This window comes from Tistrella mobilis, assembly GCF_041468085.1.
GTDB classification, from domain to species: Bacteria; Pseudomonadota; Alphaproteobacteria; order Tistrellales; family Tistrellaceae; genus Tistrella; species Tistrella mobilis_A.
Window position 1 is genome coordinate 130,612 of the sequence record NZ_CP121014.1, and the last position, 16,244, is coordinate 146,855.

At 69.1% G+C, this 16,244-nt stretch carries 13 protein-coding genes; 8 read left to right on the forward strand and 5 right to left on the reverse strand.

The genetic code is table 11. The annotated features are described in order from the left end of the window. From P7L68_RS00545 to dmpG, 4 genes are read left to right on the forward strand one after another with little or no spacing between them, the layout of a single operon-like run. On the forward strand, positions 1–1,023 hold the full coding sequence (locus P7L68_RS00545; RefSeq protein ID WP_371999053.1) for an NAD(P)H-dependent flavin oxidoreductase: 1,023 nt from the start codon (positions 1–3) through the stop codon (positions 1,021–1,023). A gap of 5 nt (positions 1,024–1,028) precedes the next feature. Next, on the forward strand, positions 1,029–1,820 hold the full coding sequence (locus P7L68_RS00550; protein WP_371999251.1) for a 2-keto-4-pentenoate hydratase: 792 nt from the start codon (positions 1,029–1,031) through the stop codon (positions 1,818–1,820). Next, on the forward strand, positions 1,817–2,755 hold the full coding sequence (locus tag P7L68_RS00555; protein WP_371999054.1) for an acetaldehyde dehydrogenase (acetylating): 939 nt from the start codon (positions 1,817–1,819) through the stop codon (positions 2,753–2,755). The genes P7L68_RS00550 and P7L68_RS00555 overlap by 4 nt, the downstream gene beginning before the upstream one ends. 3 nt (positions 2,756–2,758) lie before the next feature. Further along, positions 2,759–3,817: a 4-hydroxy-2-oxovalerate aldolase gene (dmpG, locus tag P7L68_RS00560; RefSeq protein ID WP_371999055.1), complete on the forward strand. Its 1,059-nt coding sequence runs from the start codon at positions 2,759–2,761 to the stop codon at positions 3,815–3,817. On the opposite strand, the gene P7L68_RS00565 is transcribed toward dmpG, so the two are convergent. Further along, entirely contained in the window at positions 3,808–4,473 is a 666-nt protein-coding gene (locus P7L68_RS00565; protein ID WP_371999056.1) for a TetR/AcrR family transcriptional regulator, read from the reverse strand. The two genes, dmpG and P7L68_RS00565, sit on opposite strands and share 10 nt — an antisense overlap. Before the next feature lie 163 nt (positions 4,474–4,636). On the opposite strand from P7L68_RS00565, the gene P7L68_RS00570 reads away from it, so the two are divergent. The 3 genes from P7L68_RS00570 to P7L68_RS00580 all read left to right on the forward strand — a co-directional run bounded on the left by P7L68_RS00570 (position 4,637) and on the right by P7L68_RS00580 (position 8,048). Next, positions 4,637–5,863 carry an NAD(P)/FAD-dependent oxidoreductase gene (locus P7L68_RS00570; protein ID WP_371999057.1) on the forward strand — a complete coding sequence of 409 codons (1,227 nt, stop codon included), beginning with the start codon at positions 4,637–4,639 and terminating at the stop codon, positions 5,861–5,863. A gap of 114 nt (positions 5,864–5,977) precedes the next feature. Continuing rightward, complete coding sequence (locus tag P7L68_RS00575) at positions 5,978–6,766, forward strand: sulfite exporter TauE/SafE family protein (protein WP_371999058.1); 789 nt, start codon at positions 5,978–5,980, stop codon at positions 6,764–6,766. Positions 6,767–6,881: 115 nt separating this feature from the next. After that, complete coding sequence (locus P7L68_RS00580) at positions 6,882–8,048, forward strand: GGDEF domain-containing protein (RefSeq protein WP_371999059.1); 1,167 nt, start codon at positions 6,882–6,884, stop codon at positions 8,046–8,048. 10 nt (positions 8,049–8,058) lie between these two features. Here P7L68_RS00580 and P7L68_RS00585 read toward each other — a convergent pair whose 3' ends face one another. Then, on the reverse strand, positions 8,059–9,249 hold the full coding sequence (locus P7L68_RS00585) for an NAD(P)/FAD-dependent oxidoreductase (RefSeq protein WP_371999060.1): 1,191 nt from the start codon (positions 9,247–9,249) through the stop codon (positions 8,059–8,061). 242 nt (positions 9,250–9,491) lie between these two features. Here P7L68_RS00585 and P7L68_RS00590 point away from each other — a divergent pair, with 242 nt between their 5' ends. Then, positions 9,492–13,640: a PAS domain S-box protein gene (locus P7L68_RS00590; protein ID WP_371999061.1), complete on the forward strand. Its 4,149-nt coding sequence runs from the start codon at positions 9,492–9,494 to the stop codon at positions 13,638–13,640. Between the two features lie 5 nt (positions 13,641–13,645). Here P7L68_RS00590 and P7L68_RS00595 read toward each other — a convergent pair whose 3' ends face one another. The 3 genes from P7L68_RS00595 to P7L68_RS00605 form a co-directional block, all read right to left on the reverse strand. Continuing rightward, positions 13,646–14,485, reverse strand: coding sequence for an isopenicillin N synthase family dioxygenase (locus P7L68_RS00595; protein ID WP_371999062.1), 840 nt, complete (start codon positions 14,483–14,485; stop codon positions 13,646–13,648). A gap of 100 nt (positions 14,486–14,585) precedes the next feature. Then, on the reverse strand, positions 14,586–15,191 hold the full coding sequence (locus P7L68_RS00600; RefSeq protein ID WP_371999063.1) for a LysE family translocator: 606 nt from the start codon (positions 15,189–15,191) through the stop codon (positions 14,586–14,588). A gap of 68 nt (positions 15,192–15,259) precedes the next feature. Further along, the gene (locus tag P7L68_RS00605) at positions 15,260–16,180 is read right to left on the reverse strand and encodes a LysR family transcriptional regulator (RefSeq protein WP_371999064.1); all 921 of its coding nucleotides are present in this window, start codon (positions 16,178–16,180) and stop codon (positions 15,260–15,262) included. Positions 16,181–16,244: the final 64 nt, after the last annotated feature.

Below are 16,244 nucleotides of genomic sequence, written 5' to 3' on the forward strand. Positions count from 1 at the left end.
ATGACCAATGACCTGGCAAACCGGGTTGCATCGCTGAAGGACCAGCTGCGCCTGCCGGTGATCGTGGCGCCGATGTTCCTGGTGTCCGGCCCCGATCTGGTGGTCGAGGCCTGCCGGGCCGGGCTGATGGGCGCGCTGCCCGGGCCCAACGGCCGGACGATCGGGGATCTGCGCGCCTGGTTCACCGATATCGCCGCCCGGCTGGATGCCGCCCGCGCGGCGGGCGAGCGGCCGGCGCCCTGGGCCTTCAACATGATCACCCATCAGAGCTATGGCCGCTTCGACGAGGAGATCGCGCTGGTGCAGGAATTCCGGCCCGGCATGGTCATCACCGCGCTCGGCGGCCCGCATCGGGTGACCGATGCCGTGCACGGCTATGGCGGTCTGGTCTTCGCCGACGTCAATTCGGCGAGCTTCGCCCGCAAGGCGGTCGACAAGGGGGCCGACGGGCTGGTGCTGGTCTGTTCCGGCGCCGGCGGCCATACCGGCGAATATGCCATGCTCGCCTTCATCGACGAGGTGCGCAGCTTTTTCGACGGACCGATCGTGGTCGGTGGCGCCATCAGCCATGGCCGCAGCGTGCGTGCCGTCGAACTGCTCGGCGCCGATTTCGCCTATATGGGCACCCGGTTCATCGCCACCCCCGAAAGCCTGGTGTCCGACGACTACCGCGCGATGGTGGTCGACAGCCGGATGGAGGATCTGGTGGCGTCCCGCGCCATCACCGGCGCGCTCGGCAACTGGATGCGGGCCTCGATCGAAAAGGCCGGCATCCCGCTCGACGCCATGAAGGCCGAGGCGAAGATCGATTTCTCGGGCGACATGCATTCGGGCGTGAAGGCCTGGAAATACGTCTGGAGCGCCGGCCAGGGCGTCGGTTCCGCCGACCGGGTCGTCCCCGTGCGGGAACTGGCCGACCAGCTGGTCGCCGAATATCTCGCGGCCTTCCGGGCCGAACGCACCACCCATATCGCCTTCGCCCGCCGCAATGGCTGGCAGGCCGCAGCGGATGCCGCAGAATGACCCAGATCACCCCCGATATCCGGGCGGCGGCCGAAGCGATCTTCGCCGCCCGCGAGACCCTGACCCAGATCCCGCCGGTGCGGGAAAGCCACGGCATCGCCGATGTCGAGGCGGCCTATGCCGTACAGGCGCTGAACACCGCCCGCTGGATCGAGGCCGGCCGCCGCCCGGTCGGCGCCAAGATCGGCCTGACGTCGAAGGCCGTGCAGGACCAGCTGGGCGTGGGCGAGCCCGATTTCGGCACGCTCTGGGCCGATTACGCCTTCGGCGAGGGCGATGTCGTGCCGCTCCGCCGCTTCATGCAGCCCAAGGTGGAGGCCGAGATCGCCTTCGTCATCGGCCGGCGGCTCGATGATCCGCAGATCTCCCTCACCCGGCTGACCGGGGCGATCGACTGCGCCTATGCCGCGGTCGAAATCGTCGACAGCGCCATTGCCGCCTGGAACATCCGCCTCGCCGACACAGTCGCCGACAATGCCTCGGGCGGCGGCTTCGCGCTCGGCACCGAACCGCGGCGGATCGGCGATGTCGATCTGCGCCTGGGCGGCATGGTGCTGACCCTGAACGGCCGCCCGGCCTCAATCGGCGTCGGTGCCGCCTGTCTCGGCCATCCGCTGAATGCCACGCTCTGGCTGGCCCGGCGCATGGCGGAGCTCGGCCGGCCGCTGGAGGCGGGCGACATCGTGCTCTCGGGCGCCCTGGGTCCCATGGTGCCGGTGGCGGCGGGCGATGTCTGCACCGTCGAGATCCAGGGCTTCGCGCCGCTTTCCTTCGTGTTCGGAGACAAACACCCATGACCAAGGTCAAATGCGCCATCATCGGTTCGGGCAATATCGGCACCGATCTGATGATCAAGATCATGCGCATGTCGAAGACGCTGGAGATGGCGGCCATGGTCGGCATCGATCCCGAGAGCGACGGGCTGAAGCGCGCCGCGCGGCTCGGCGTCGCCACCACCCATGAGGGTATCGAGGGGCTGCAGGCCCTGCCGGTCTATCCTGAGATCGGCATCGTGTTCGATGCCACCTCGGCCGGCGCCCATGCCCGTCACGACCGGCTGCTTCAGGCCGACGGCAAGCAGGTGATCGACCTCACCCCGGCGGCGATCGGCCCCTATGTGGTGCCGCCGGTCAATCTCGATGCCATGCGCGATGCCCCCAACGTCAACATGGTCACCTGCGGTGGCCAGGCCACGATCCCGATCGTGGCGGCGGTGGCGAGCGTCGCACCCGTGACCTATGCCGAGATCGTGGCCTCGATTTCCTCGCGCTCGGCCGGCCCCGGCACGCGCGCCAATATCGACGAGTTCACCGAGACCACTTCGCGTGCCATCCGCGAGGTCGGCGGTGCCGGTGCCGGCAAGGCGATCATCGTGCTGAACCCGGCGGAGCCGCCGCTGATCATGCGCGACACGGTCTATTGCCTGGCGCAGACCCATGACCGCGAGGCGATCCGCACGGCGATCGAGAAGATGGTGGCCGAGGTTCAGGCCTATGTCCCCGGCTACCGGCTGAAGCAGGCGGTGCAGTTCGAGGTGATCGGCGACAACGCGCCGCTCCGCATCCCCGGCGTCGCCGAGGCGGCCACCGGCCTCAAGGTCAGCGTCTTCCTGGAGGTCGAAGGCGCCGGCCACTATCTGCCGGCCTATGCCGGCAATCTCGACATCATGACCTCGGCGGCGCTGAAGACCGCCGAACGCCTGGTCGATCTGCGGCGCGAGAAGGCAGCCTGACCCATGACCGACATCATTGCGACCGACAGCACGGCGACCACCGCTCCCTTGCGTCTCTACGTCCAGGACGTCACGCTCCGCGACGGCATGCATGCCATCCGCCATCAGTACACGCTGGATCAGGTGACGGCGATCGCCGCCGCGCTCGACCGGGCCGGCGTCGATGCGATCGAGATCGCCCATGGCGACGGGCTCGCGGGCTCGTCCTTCAATTACGGCTTCGGCCGCACCACCGATCTGGACTGGATCGAGGCCGCGGCCTCGGTGATCACCCGCGCGAAGCTCACCACCCTGCTGCTGCCCGGCATCGGCACCATTCATGATCTGGAGCGGGCCTTTGCCGCCGGCGTGCGCTCGGTCCGGGTCGCGACCCATTGCACCGAAGCCGATATCGCGAAGCAGCACATCGCCCATGCCCGCAAGCTGGGCATGGACGTCTCGGGCTTCCTGATGATGAGCCATATGAACCCGCCCGATAAGCTGGCGGCGCAGGCGAAGCTGATGGAAGACTACGGCGCCCATTGCGTTTATGTGGTCGATTCGGGCGGTGCGCTCACCATGGCCGGTGTCGCCGACCGGGTGCGGGCTTTCCGCGAGGTGCTGGCGCCTGAAACCCAGATCGGCATCCATGCCCATCACAACCTGTCGCTGGGCGTCGCCAATTCGGTGGTCGCGGTCGAATGCGGCGCGATCCGGGTCGATGCCTCGCTCGCGGGGCAGGGGGCCGGTGCCGGCAATGCGCCGCTGGAGGTGTTCATCGCCACCGCCGACCGCTATGGCTGGGCGCATGGCTGCGATCTGTATGCGCTGATGGATGCCGCCGACGATCTGGTCCGCCCGCTTCAGGACCGGCCGGTCAGGGTAGACCGCGAGACGCTGAGCCTCGGCTATGCCGGGGTCTATTCCAGCTTCCTGCGCCATGCCGAAACCGCCTCCGCCACCTATGGCGTCGATGTCCGCCGCATCCTGACCGAACTCGGCCGGCGCCGCATGGTCGGCGGCCAGGAGGACATGATCGTCGACGTGGCGCTGGATCTGGCGCGCGAGGCGCCTCAGGGTTGAGATGGGCTGCTGGTGGCGCCGTCCGGTGTCGTCGCCGCGGGGGCCGTCAGCAGCTCCATCACCTTGTCGATATAGTCCTGCTCCGCCACCTGGTCGCCCAGCGTCTTGTGCAGCACGCTGTCGCCCATCATCGCGCAATAGGCGATGTAGGACCGCTTGCGCGCCTCGGCCTCGTCGAAACCGTGGTCGCGAAAGATCTGCTCGAAAAAGCTCATGCGGATCTGGTCCACCTCCCAGATCGCCTTGCGCGGCATTTCCACCCGCCGCGCCCAGTCGCGGATGCTGGTCTCGATCGCGGCGAAGGCCTGGGATTTCGGGCGGCGGGGCAGGATCAGCAGGCGGCGCAGGCGTTCGATCCCGGCCGGGCCCGCCTTGGTGACGTTGCGGATGACGTTCAGCGTCATCCGGCTGCGCCAGGTGTTCAGCATCGCCGCCAGCAGGTCGCTGCGCTTCTTGAAGTGCCAGTAGAAGCTGCCCTTGGTGACGCCCAGCCTGTCGCACAGCTTGTGCAGCTGGATGCCGCGGACGTTCTCGTCCACCAGGATGTCGATCGCGGCCTCCACCCAGTCGGCCTCGGTCAAAGGCCGGTCCTTGACACGCTTCGTGGGGGCGCGGCGGCGCTTTTCGGGCGGGGCGGTCTCGCTGGTCTCGGCCATGTCTCGGGATATCCGGTGGTTCCGCAACGGGGGCAGCCCCCCTTGCACTGAAACAAGCCGCCACAATACCCCAGGGTCTTGCCGTGTCCATGGGGCAAAAGCGGGCCAGGGGTCGAAAGCGGGCGCCCACGTGCGCTCGCGACCAATTGAAAGGCAGATGAAGATGAGCCAGATCGTGATCATCGGCGGCGGCCAGGCCGGTGGGGCCGCGGCATTGGCCCTCAGGCGCCATGGCGCGACCGGCCCCATCACCCTGATCGGTCGCGAAGCGCTGCCGCCCTATGAACGTCCGGCGCTCTCCAAGGGTCTGCTGCTGGGCGAGACCCCCTTCGACCGGCTGGTCGTGCTGTCCGAAGCCGTCGCGGCCGAACAGGCGATCACGCTCCGCCTCGGCACCACCGTTACCGCCATCGACCGGGCGGCGCAGACGGTGACCACCGATGCCGGCGACGTTCTGCCATACGGAACCCTGATCCTGGCCACCGGCGGTCGCGCCCGCGCGCTGCCGGGGCTTGCCCCCGATGGCCGCGACATCTTCGCCATCCGCACCGCCGCCGATGCCGGGGGGATCCGCGCGCGCATGGCCCGGTCCCGCTCCCTGCTCGTGATCGGCGGCGGCTGGCTGGGGCTGGAGGTCGCGGCCAGCGCCCGCAAGACGGGGCTCGACGTCACCCTGGTCGAGGCGGGCCCCCGGCTCTGCGGCCGGGTGCTGCCGCCCGTGGTTTCGGCCATCCTGGCCGATCTCCATACCCGCCGCGGGGTGGATCTGCGTCTTGGCGACGCCCCGGTCTCGCTGACCCCGGCCGATGGCGGCGTCTCGGCGCGTCTGGCCTCGGGCGCGGTTCTGGCCGCCGACATGGCCGTGGTCGCGGTCGGTCTGACGGTCGAGGACGATCTGGCCCGCGCCGCCGGTCTCGCCACCGCCGACGGCATCCTGACCGATCCGGCCGGCCGCACCGAAGACCCGGCGATTTTCGCCATCGGCGACGTGGCCCGCACCCCGCACCCCGCCCTGGGCAGCGCCGCCCGCCTGGAAAGCTGGCAGATGGCCAATCTCCAGGCCGAGACGGCGGCGCGCGCGATCCTGAATCTCCCGGTTCCGTCGGCCGAAACCCCCTGGTTCTGGTCGGATCAGTACGACGTCAACCTCCAGATCCTGGGCCTGCCCGACATGGCGGTGCAGCCCATCCGGCGCGGCAGTCCTGAAACCGGCCGCGGCAGCCTGCTCTGGCTGGACCCGGCCGAACGCCTCTGCGCCGTCATCGCCCTTAACGCCCCCCGCGACATCGCCATGGCCCGCCGCCTGATCGGCACCGGCCTGGTCATCGACCGCCCCCGCGCCGCCGATGCGGCGGTACCGCTGAAGGATGCGGTGTTCCGGGCGGCGTGAGGTGCCGGCAGGGCTTGCGGGGCGGGAGAACACGACGGATGATGTCGTCTCACTTTCCGGGACGATCTGTCGTGTCTTCTGCCGCTCCCCTGCCTTGCCCCGCATTGCTGCACCATGGCTGAAGATCTGCTCTTCGGCTTCGCACCCGCCGACCTCGCCCCCGCCGACCTCGCCGGCGCCGGCCTTGCCATCTTCGTGGCCGGGCTGCTGCGCGGCTTCACCGGTTTCGGTTTCGCACTTGCCGCCGTGCCGCTTGCGGGGCTGGTGCTGCCGCCCGGGATGATCGTGCCGGTGGTGATGCTCACCCAGCTGGTGATCGGCAGTGCCGATGCGGTGCGCGAAAGGCGGGCGGTGGACTGGCAGTTGATGGGCTGGCTGACCCTCGGGCTTGCCATCGCCACCCCGCTCGGCACCTGGGCACTGGTGGCGCTGCCGGGCGACATCACCCGGATCGTGATCGCCTGCATCGTGCTGCTCGGTGCCGCAGCCGCCTGGCGGCCGCCGCGGGCGGAAGCTGCGGGCAAGGGCGGCCTGTTGCATGCCCGCATCACCCGGCTGGGGGTCGGGCTGGTGGCGGGGCTGTTCACCGGGCTTGCCGCCATGCCCGGCCCGCCGGTGGTGGCCTATATGCTGGCGGCGGAGCGGGATCCGCGGATCATCCGCGCGACGCTGATGGTGTTCTTCTTCTTCACCGCCATCACCGGCTGTGCCAGTGCCTGGTTCGCCGGGCTGATCGGCTGGCCGGAGCTGGTGATGTCTGCGGCCGCCCTGCCGCTGGTGGTGGGCGGCAGTGCGATCGGGGCGGCGGGTTTCCGCCGGGCCGATGCCCGCCACTACCGCCCGGCGGCGCTGGTGGTGCTGGTGGGGGCGGCCGTCGTGACCCTTGCGCGTGAGATCCTGTAACTTCGGGGATCCCCGTCACGGCCGGCAAGCCGCTGGCTTCGCTGCGCCGGGCGGGCTATAAGCCGAAGATCGACGTTTCCGTCATCTCTCCGCAACCGACGCCGACGAGGCCGCCATGCCTCTCGATCCCGACACCCTGTTGGCGAGCAGCATGTTCATCAACGCCTCGGGCGCCATCGTGTTCAGCCTGTTCTGGCTGGCCGATCGCCGCGCGCCGGAACTTGCACTCTGGGCGGCCGGCTATGTCCTGGTCTCGCTCGGCCTGCTCGGCATGATGCTGCTGCCCACCACCGAATACCCGTCCGCCTGGGCGGGTGGCGCGGTCTTCCTGCTCTGCGGCATCTCGCCCGCCTGTTTCTGGCTGGGCACGCGCTATTTCGACGGGATCCGCCCGGTCTGGCGGGGGCCGGCGCTGATCGTCGGGGCGATTCCCGGGCTGCACCACGTCGCGGCGACCGAACTCGGCCATCCGCCGGCCACCGTTGCGGCCACGTCCGCGCTTCTGCTGGCGGTGCTCTACGCCGTGAACACTCATGTTCTTGCGCGTGGCCTCGGTCGTGATGCCGGCCTGTCCGGGCGCTGGCCGGTCGCACGGTCGGTGATGACCCTCTGCATCGGTCTTTACGGTCTCAGTTTCCTTGCCTCCGCGCTGGTCATCTGGCAGGGCGGCGGATCGGCGATGACGGCCGTGATCGTCATCGTTTCCGTGATCGACAACCTGCTGGGCGTGATCTCGTGCATCGCGCTTGCCGGCATGCTGTGGGAACGTGCCCGGGCCGACCTTGCCCGCGAAGCGCGGATCGATCCGTTGACCGGCCTGTTCAACCGCCGCGGCCTGCATGAAGGCGCCCGCCCCTGGCTGGCCCGCACCCGGCCGCTGGTCGTGATCATCGCCGATATCGACCGGTTCAAGCGGATCAACGACGCCCACGGCCATGCCGGGGGCGACACCGTGCTCACCACCTTCGCCCATCTGATCCGCGATGTCTGCCCGGCCGAAGACAGCCTGCTGGCCCGGATCGGCGGCGAGGAATTCGTGATCCTGCTGCGCCATGCCGACCCCGATGCCGCCCGCCATTTCGCCGAACGGCTTCGCCGCGCGGTCGAAACCGGCAGCTTTCTGGTGGGGGGCGAACGGCTCGCGATCACCGTCAGCATCGGCCTCGCCTTCCCCGCGGCCGACGACACCGACCTCACCCCCGCCCTGGAACGCGCCGACCGCGCGCTTTATGCCGCCAAGCGCGGCGGGCGCAACCGGGTGGAAGAACTGGCCGCGGTCTGACCGGCCGGCCTCAGACCACCTGTCCTGCCGCCCAGCCCGACGACCAGGCCCATTGGAAATTATAGCCGCCCAGCCAGCCGGTCACGTCGACCACCTCGCCGATGAAGTGCAGGCCGGGCAGTTTGCGCGCCATCATCGTCTTCTGGTCCAGATCGCGGGTGTCGATGCCGCCCAGCGTCACCTCGGCGGTACGATAGCCTTCGGTGCCGGCCGGGCGGATCCGCCAGGCGCCGACCGCATCGGCAAGCGCCTTCAGGCGCTTGTCCGCCAGATCCGCCAGCCGGGCCGTCTCCACCCCGTGATCCTCGGCGATGCGCTGCGCCAGCCGGCGTGGCAGCAGGCGCGAGAGCACCGTCACCGGCGCCTGCCGGCCGTTTTCCGCGCGGGCCTGGCGCAGCAGCTCGAAGACGTCGGTGCCGGGGGCCATGTCGACTACGATGTCGCGGCCGTCGCGCCAGAAGGACGAGATCTGCAGGATCGCCGGGCCGCTGAGCCCGCGATGGGTGAAGAGCAGTGCCTCGTCGAAACCCGTGCCGTCGCAGGCGACACGAGCCTCGACCGCAACCCCTGCGAGCGGCTTCACGCGGGCGAGATCCTCGGGTGCGAAGGTCAGCGGCACCAGCGCCGGCCGGGTCTCGGTCACCCTCAACCCGAACCGGCGGGCCAGATCATAGCCGAAGCCGGTGGCGCCAATCTTGGGGATCGACAACCCGCCCGAGGCGATCACCAGCGAGGCGCAGCTGACGGTCTCGTTGCCGAGGCGCAGCCGGAAGCCGCCATCGGCTGCCGCCTCCACAGTCTCCACCCCGGTGGACAACGCCAGATCCACGCCGCCCGCCGCCATCTCGTCGGTCAGCATGGTGATGATCTGCATCGCGCTGTCATCGCAGAACAGCTGACCCAGGGTCTTTTCATGGAAGCCGATGCCGTGGCGGCGCACCAGGGCGATGAAATCCTGGCAGGTATAGCGCGACAGCGCTGAAATGCAGAAGCGCGGGTTGTTCGACAGGAAGTTCCGTGGTGCGGTATGAATATTGGTAAAATTGCACCGCCCGCCGCCCGAAATGCGGATCTTCTCACCCGGTGTCTGTGCATGATCGATGACCAGCACCCGGCGCCCCCGCCGCCCGGCCTCTGCCGCACACATCATGCCGGCGGCACCGGCGCCGATGATCACCACGTCGCGATATCGCGTCTTCATTCCGGACGTCACCTCAAAGCTGAGGCTTTGCTCTACCACGAGCCTTGCGCCGGCTGAAGGGCCACCCTGCGGAAAACACGGCATCGTATGAGAATTTCTTAACCGCTTCCGGGTTACAAAACCGGGACAAAGGCCAGCCCTGCCGCGATGGTTTCCGGACAAAAGGGGGGCGAGAGAGGCGGGGCATCGGCATGGCGCGTCGGTCTTGGTTGGGCAATAGGGAACGGGGGCACCGGCAACGGATGCTCCGGTTGCCGTATGTCCGCATCGTGCCGCTCGTCGTGGTGTTCTCGGGGCTGCTTGTCGCGCTCAATGCCTGGTATGTCCAGCGCGACGAGAACCGCGCCGAAACCCGGGCCCGGCTTGATATGGCGGCCGAAGAGGTCGTCGAGACGCTGACCGGCCGGCTGCGCAGCGTCGAACATGTGCTGCACGGCGCCCGTGGCGCCATGATCGCCGTGGGGTCGCGCGGCCTGGATGCGGAACGTTTCCGCCGCTTCGCCGAGGCGGTCGATCTTCGCGAGGAACTGCCGGGTGCGCTCGCCCTCGGCTTCGTGCGCCGGGTCGCAACGGCAGATCTCACCGCCTTCCAGGCCCGCGAGCACTGGGAAGGCCGCCACGATTTCCATATACAGCCGGTCCTGCCGGGGCGGCAGGGTGAGCATCTGATCGTGGAATACCTGTCTCCCGGGGCTGCCGCCGGGCTTGCCGCCGGGCAGGACCTGATGGCCGACCCGGCGATCCGGGATGCGGCGCAGGCGGCGTTGGCGACCGGTGCGCCGACCCTCAGTGCCCCCCTGATCCTGCACCCGTCCGGATCGGACGACGAGATGACCGGCATGATCATGGCCCTGCCGATGCGCAGCGCATCGCAGGGACCGGCGGATGCCCTGCTGATCATGTCCCTGGCGGTCGACCGTGTTCTCGGCCCGGGCCTTGGGCGCGACTGCAGCCTGATGGTGATGATTTCCGACGTCACCGACCATGCCGGCGGCGCGATCCTGCAGTTGAGCGGCCCGGCCGGGCTTGCCGACATGCGGGTCCGGCTGCCGGTGACCCTTTTCGGGCGGGACTGGCGTGTCGATGTTGTGCCGACCGCGGTCTTCGTCGACCGGTTGAACCTTCTGTCGCCCTGGTGGGTGGCGGCCAGCCATTTCGGCCTCGCGGTCATCGCCGGCCTGCTGGCCTATCTGCTTCTGGCCCGGCTGGAACGGCGGCTGCGCGATGATGCGCGCCGGCTGGCCGCAGCCGATGAGCTGGAGCGGCTGGTCGGGATGCGGACGGCCGAACTCCGCGAGCGTGAGGCACGTTTCCGCGCCATCACCGAATTGTCGGCCGACTGGTACTGGCAGACCGATACCGACGGCCGGTTCACCGAGATTTCGGGCGGGATCGAGCGTCTGGGTCTGGGGGCCACGGACGCCATCGGCCGGAGCCGCCGGGAGATGGCGGTGGATCCGGATGATCCGGGCCTTGCGATCCATGACGCGCTGGTTGCCCGCCGCCGGCCCTTCCGCCGTGTCGCCTATCGTATCGCCGATGGCAAGGGGGTGGTGCGCACCATCGAGATCAGCGGCGACCCGATCTTCGGGCCCGACGGCCGGTTCCAGGGCTATCGCGGATCGGGCCGCGACGTCACCGAAGACGTCGCTGCAAGGCGGGAGATCGAGCAGGCCTATGCCACCATCGCCGGCGTTCTGGATGCATCGCTGAACGCCGTTTTCGTCTATGTGGCCGAGCGTGACGAGGCGGGGCGGCTGATCGATCTGCGCCTCAGCATGATCAACGCGGCCGGCGAGGCGCTGTCGGGGGTGCGCGCCGAAAAAGTGATCGGCAACTCCCTGCGGGGGAGCCTGCTACCCGGCGAGGAAGAGATCTTCCGCCGTGCCCGCAGCGTGGTCGAAACCGGCCGTCCCGAGCGCCTTTATCAGCTGGTCCACCGCGCAGGCCGCGACATCTGGGTCATGATCCAGACCGTCCGGCTGGGGGATGGTTGCGTGATCACGGCGGCCGACGTCACCGAAGCCCGGATCCGCGAGGCCCGGCTGCGCGAAAGCGAGGCGCGGTTGCAGGCGATGATCGGCACGGTGGGCGTGGGCATCGTCGTGCTGGATGGCGAGGGCCAGGTCACGATGATGAACGCGGCCGGCGAGCGCCTGTTCGATCGCCGGGCCGATGAGGTGGTGGGCGAGAATTTCTGCCATCTGGTGCCGAGGCCCGAAGGGCTGGAGGCTGCCGGCGACAGTGAGTGCCGCGGCTCGATCGCTGATGGCTGCGGCAGGATCCATCAGGCGATCGCCCTCAGGGCCGACGGTGCTGCGGTGCCGGTCGAGGTTTCGATCGGGTCTTTCGACACCGGTGACGGCCCGATGTATGTGGTCGCGATCGCCGACATGACCGAGCGCAACCGCTCCATGGCCGAGTTGCGCCGCGCGCGGGAAGAGGCGGATGCCGCCAATGCCGCCAAATCGGCCTTCCTCGCCAATATGAGCCACGAGATCCGCACGCCGATGAACGGTGTGACCGGCATGCTCCAGATCCTGCTCGGCACCCCCCTCGATGCCGATCAGCGGCGCTATGCCGAGGTTGCCCGCGACAGCGCCGACAGCCTGCTTGGGCTGATCGACGATATTCTCGACCTGTCCAAGCTTGAAGCCGGCCGCATGGAGCTGGAGCGCCTGCCCTTCGATCTGGAGGATCTGGTCGACGGGGTGGTGGCGATCCTGGCGCCGCGGGCGCGGGACCGCCGCATCGATCTGGCCGGCGTGGTCGACCCGTCGGCGGTCGGCAGCTGGATCGGCGATCCCACCCGTATCCGGCAGATCCTGGTCAATCTGGCAGGCAATGCGGTCAAGTTCACCGCCGCCGGCCATGTGTCGATCGAGGTCTCGGCCCTGGCCGATACGGAGGGGCGCGGGCGGTTGCGCTTCCGGGTGGAAGATACCGGCGTCGGCATCGCGGCCGATCATCTGGAGCAGCTGTTCCGGCCCTTCTCCCAGGCCGATGCCTCCGTCACCCGCCGCTTCGGCGGCACGGGGCTGGGCCTTGCGATCTGCCGTGATCTGACCGCGCTGATGGGCGGCACGATCGGGGTCGAGAGCCGCGAGGGCGAGGGCTCGGTGTTCACGGTCGAGATCGGGCTGGAGCGCGCGGCCGATCCGGCGCGCATGGCGCCCGCCCTGCCGGTGTTGACCGGCAGGCGCGCGCTGGTGGTCGATGCGGTGGAGGTCACCCGCCGCATGATCGCCCGGCAGATCGAGGCGCTGGGCATGGACTGCATCGAGGTGGGATCGGCCGGAGAGGCGCTGATCATCCTTGAGATGAGCGTTGCGGGCGAGCGGCCGGTCGATCTTGTGGTCACCGGCCTCAACCTCACCGGGCTCAGCGCGGCACGGCTGGCGCGCTGGGTGCGGCTCGATCCGGATCTGGCATCCGTGCGGATCATCGCTGCCAGCTGCGGCACGCCCGTGCCGGACGAGGAGGTTTACGACGCGGTGATGGACAAGCCGATCCGTCGGCGGGAATTTGCCGGGCTCGTCCACCGGCTGCTCGACCCCGCCGCCGCCGCTGCCCATCGCATGGCACCGGTGCCGGCCGAAGGGCCCGGCCATGGCCGCCGCCTGCTGCTGGTGGAAGACAATGCCACCAACCGCACCGTGGCGACGGTGATGCTGGAACGCCAGGGCTATGCGGTCGAAACGGCGGGGAACGGCGAGGGGGTGGAGATGCGGGTTGTCGGGGGCAGCTTCGACGTGGTGCTGATGGACATCCAGATGCCGGTGGTGGACGGTATCGAGGCCACGCGCCGCATCCGCGCCGCCGAGGCGGCCGCCTGCCTGCCGCCGGTGCCGATCGTGGCGCTGACCGCCAACGCCATGGCGGGCATGCGCGAAGAATATCTGGCGGTCGGCATGAACGACTATCTTGCCAAGCCCTTCCGGGTGGACGACCTGCTGGCCGTGGTGGCGCGCTGGTGCACCGACCGTCCGGCCGAAGGCAGCCGGCGGAGCGCACCGGCCCCCCGGGCGGCTGCCGTACCCGTGCTCGATGAAACCGCGCTCGATCAGGTCGCCGCGGTGCTGTCGGCAGAGAAGTTCGACGATCTGGTCAAAAGCTTCGTCACGGCCGGCGTGGCGCAGCTCGACGAGGTGCGCGCGGCCTGCGCCGCCCGTGATCTCGATCGCCTGCGCCGCAGCGGCCACGACATCATCTCCACCGCCGGCAATTGCGGGCTGATGCAGCTGTCGGATGCCGGCCGCCGCCTGCAGGTCGCGGCCCGCGCCGGCGATCTGGACCAGGCGGTCGAAGTGGCCGGCGAAATCCTGGATGTCGGCCCGGCCGCGATCGAGGCCATCCGCAACCGCTTCGGCTCGCCGCGGTCGGCGGCCTGACGGCGTCAGCCGGCCAGCCCGATCTCGCGCAGCCGCTCCGCCAGATAGTCGGCGGCGGTTCTCTCCGGTGCCAGCTGTACCTCAGGTCGCGGATGGATGAAGATCGGCATGGACTGGCGGGCGGTGTGGTCGCCCCGTGTCGGGTTGACCACCCGATGGGTGGTGGCGGGCAGATAGCCGGCGGTGGCGAGTGCCAGCATGTCGCCGCCATTGACCGCGATCATGCCGGCATCGCAGGGCACGGCATGCCAGCGGCCGGCGGTATCGCGCGCTTCCAGCCCCGGTTCCGAGCCCGCGACCAGCAGGGTGATCAGGTTGATGTCTTCATGCGCCGCCGCCCGAACCGCCCCGGGTTCGGCATCCTCGCCGACCGGCGGGTAGTTCAGCACCCGGAACAGCGACCGGTCCGACCCCGCCACCATCGCCGGCAGCGGCTCCGACAGCTGGTCGCGGATCGCCGCCGGCAGTTCGTCCTGAAGCCAGCCGAGCAGGGTCGTCCCCAGATCGGACAGCTGCCGGTATATTTCCCGGGTGTCGTCTGTAACTTCTGGCGGCAGGGGCGTGCCGGGATAGACGTGGAAGAACTCCTTCAGGTCCTTCACCGCCACCCCCTTGGCATTCTCCGACCGGAAGGGGAAATAGCCGCTCTGGCTGCCCGGGGCGCGGGTCCAGCGATGTTTTGCGGGGTCGGCGAAGAACCGCGCCCAGCCGTCATGCAGCCGCCGGATCAGCGCCGCATCGATCGGATGGGCGCGGAGCACCGCAAAACCGGTATCGCGCAGAGAGGCGAGGAAGCGCGCCGGCGCCTGCGGGTCGGTCATATCGATGCTGTCGATGGCGAACATGGGCCAGCTCTCTTGGGCAGACGGGTCTCTTGGGCAGACGGGGCATATACCCTAGCTCTGGCCCGAACGCCGCCCGATCGCAAGTCGGAAAGTGACGGCCTCAGCGCGCCGCCACCACCGCCGCCGCCGCGATCATCAGGCTGCCGGCGCCGCGGTTCAGCGCGCGGATCCGGGCCGGGCGGTCCAGCAGGTTGCGGGCCTTCATGCCGATCAGCACATGGCCGCCCACCACCACCACCTCGACCGCGGCGATGATCGCCAGCAGCAGGGCGGTATCGGCCACCCCCAGCGGCCGCACGCCAAGCGCGCCCGGAAGCAGTGCCAGATAAAAAATCGGCATCTTCGGGTTGCTGACATTGAGCAGGAAACCGGTGATGTACAGCCGGAATACCCCGCCCGAGGTCGCCCGCGGCTTGATCACGGGTGCGGCCCGCCACATGGAGATGCCCATCCAGACCAGATAGGCGGCGCCTGGATACTGCACGAAGGCCAGCTGTTCGTTCATGGCCTGGGCGAGCGCGTTGAAGCCGATCGCAGCCAGGATCACGAAGCCGAAAATGCTGGTCACCACGCCCGCGCCATAGGCCAGGCCGTGGGCCGGGCCGTCTGCCACGGTCTTCGACAGGATCGTGACGTTGTCGGGGCCGGGGCTGGCGGCGAACACGAAAAAGGCGATGGTGAAGGTCAGGATGGTCTGCAGATCCATGGTGCCCCTCCGTCAACTCCCGCCAGACTATGAACGGCCGCCCGGATATGAACGTCAAGAGGGTGCGATCATGTCCCCCCATCGAACCGGTCCCAGACCGGCACCCCGGCGAAACGGGCGACCAGGAAATCGATCAGCAGCCGCGACTTCGCCGCCAGATAGCGGTTGGGCGCATAGAGCGCGAAAATGTCGAGCGATGTGGGCGGATGGTCGGGCAGCACCACCGCCAGCCGGCCGGCGGCGATGTCGGGGCCGGTGATGAAGCTGGGCAGCGAGGTGATGCCGTTGCCGGCAACGGCCGCCGCGCGCAGCACCTCGCCATTGTTGCAGCACATGGCGGCATTCACATCGGTGCGGATCGTGCCGCCGTCGGGGGCGGTCAGGGTCCATTTCTGCAGGCTGGTGCTGTGGCCATAGACCAGGCAGCGATGCCGGGCCAGATCGTCCGGGCTTTGGGGCACGCCATGGGCGGCCAGATAATCCGGGGCTGCGACCAGCAGCCGGCGGCAGGGGGCCAGCCTGCGGGCGATCAGGCTTGAATCCTCCAGCTGGCCGATGCGGATGGTGACGTCGACACCTTCCTCCAGCGGATTCACGAACCGGTCCGACAGCACCATCTCGATCTTGAGATCGGGCCAGAGCCCGGCGAAGTCGGCGATCGCTTCGGCCAGATGCAGGGTGCCGAAGGACATGGGCGCGTTCAGCTTCAGCGTGCCGCGCGGCTGGTCGTGAAGCTGCGCCACCTGCAATTCGGTCTCGTCGATCGCGGCCAGGATGTCCAGGCAGCGTTCGTAATAGGCGCGGCCGGCATGGGTGGGGCTCACCCTGCGGGTGGTGCGGTCCAGAAGCCGGGCGCCCAGCAGATGTTCAAGCTCCGCCACCGCCTTGCTGATCGCGGATCGGGTGAGGCCCAGCTTGCGCCCGGCTTCGGCGAAACTGCCGGTCGTCACCACCTTGGTGAAGGCCTGCATCGCATCCAGCTTGTCCATGAACGCCCTCGTCCGCGTGGGTCCCGCCCATGGGATAGCATCTCGGGGCGTCGCCTGCGAGCGG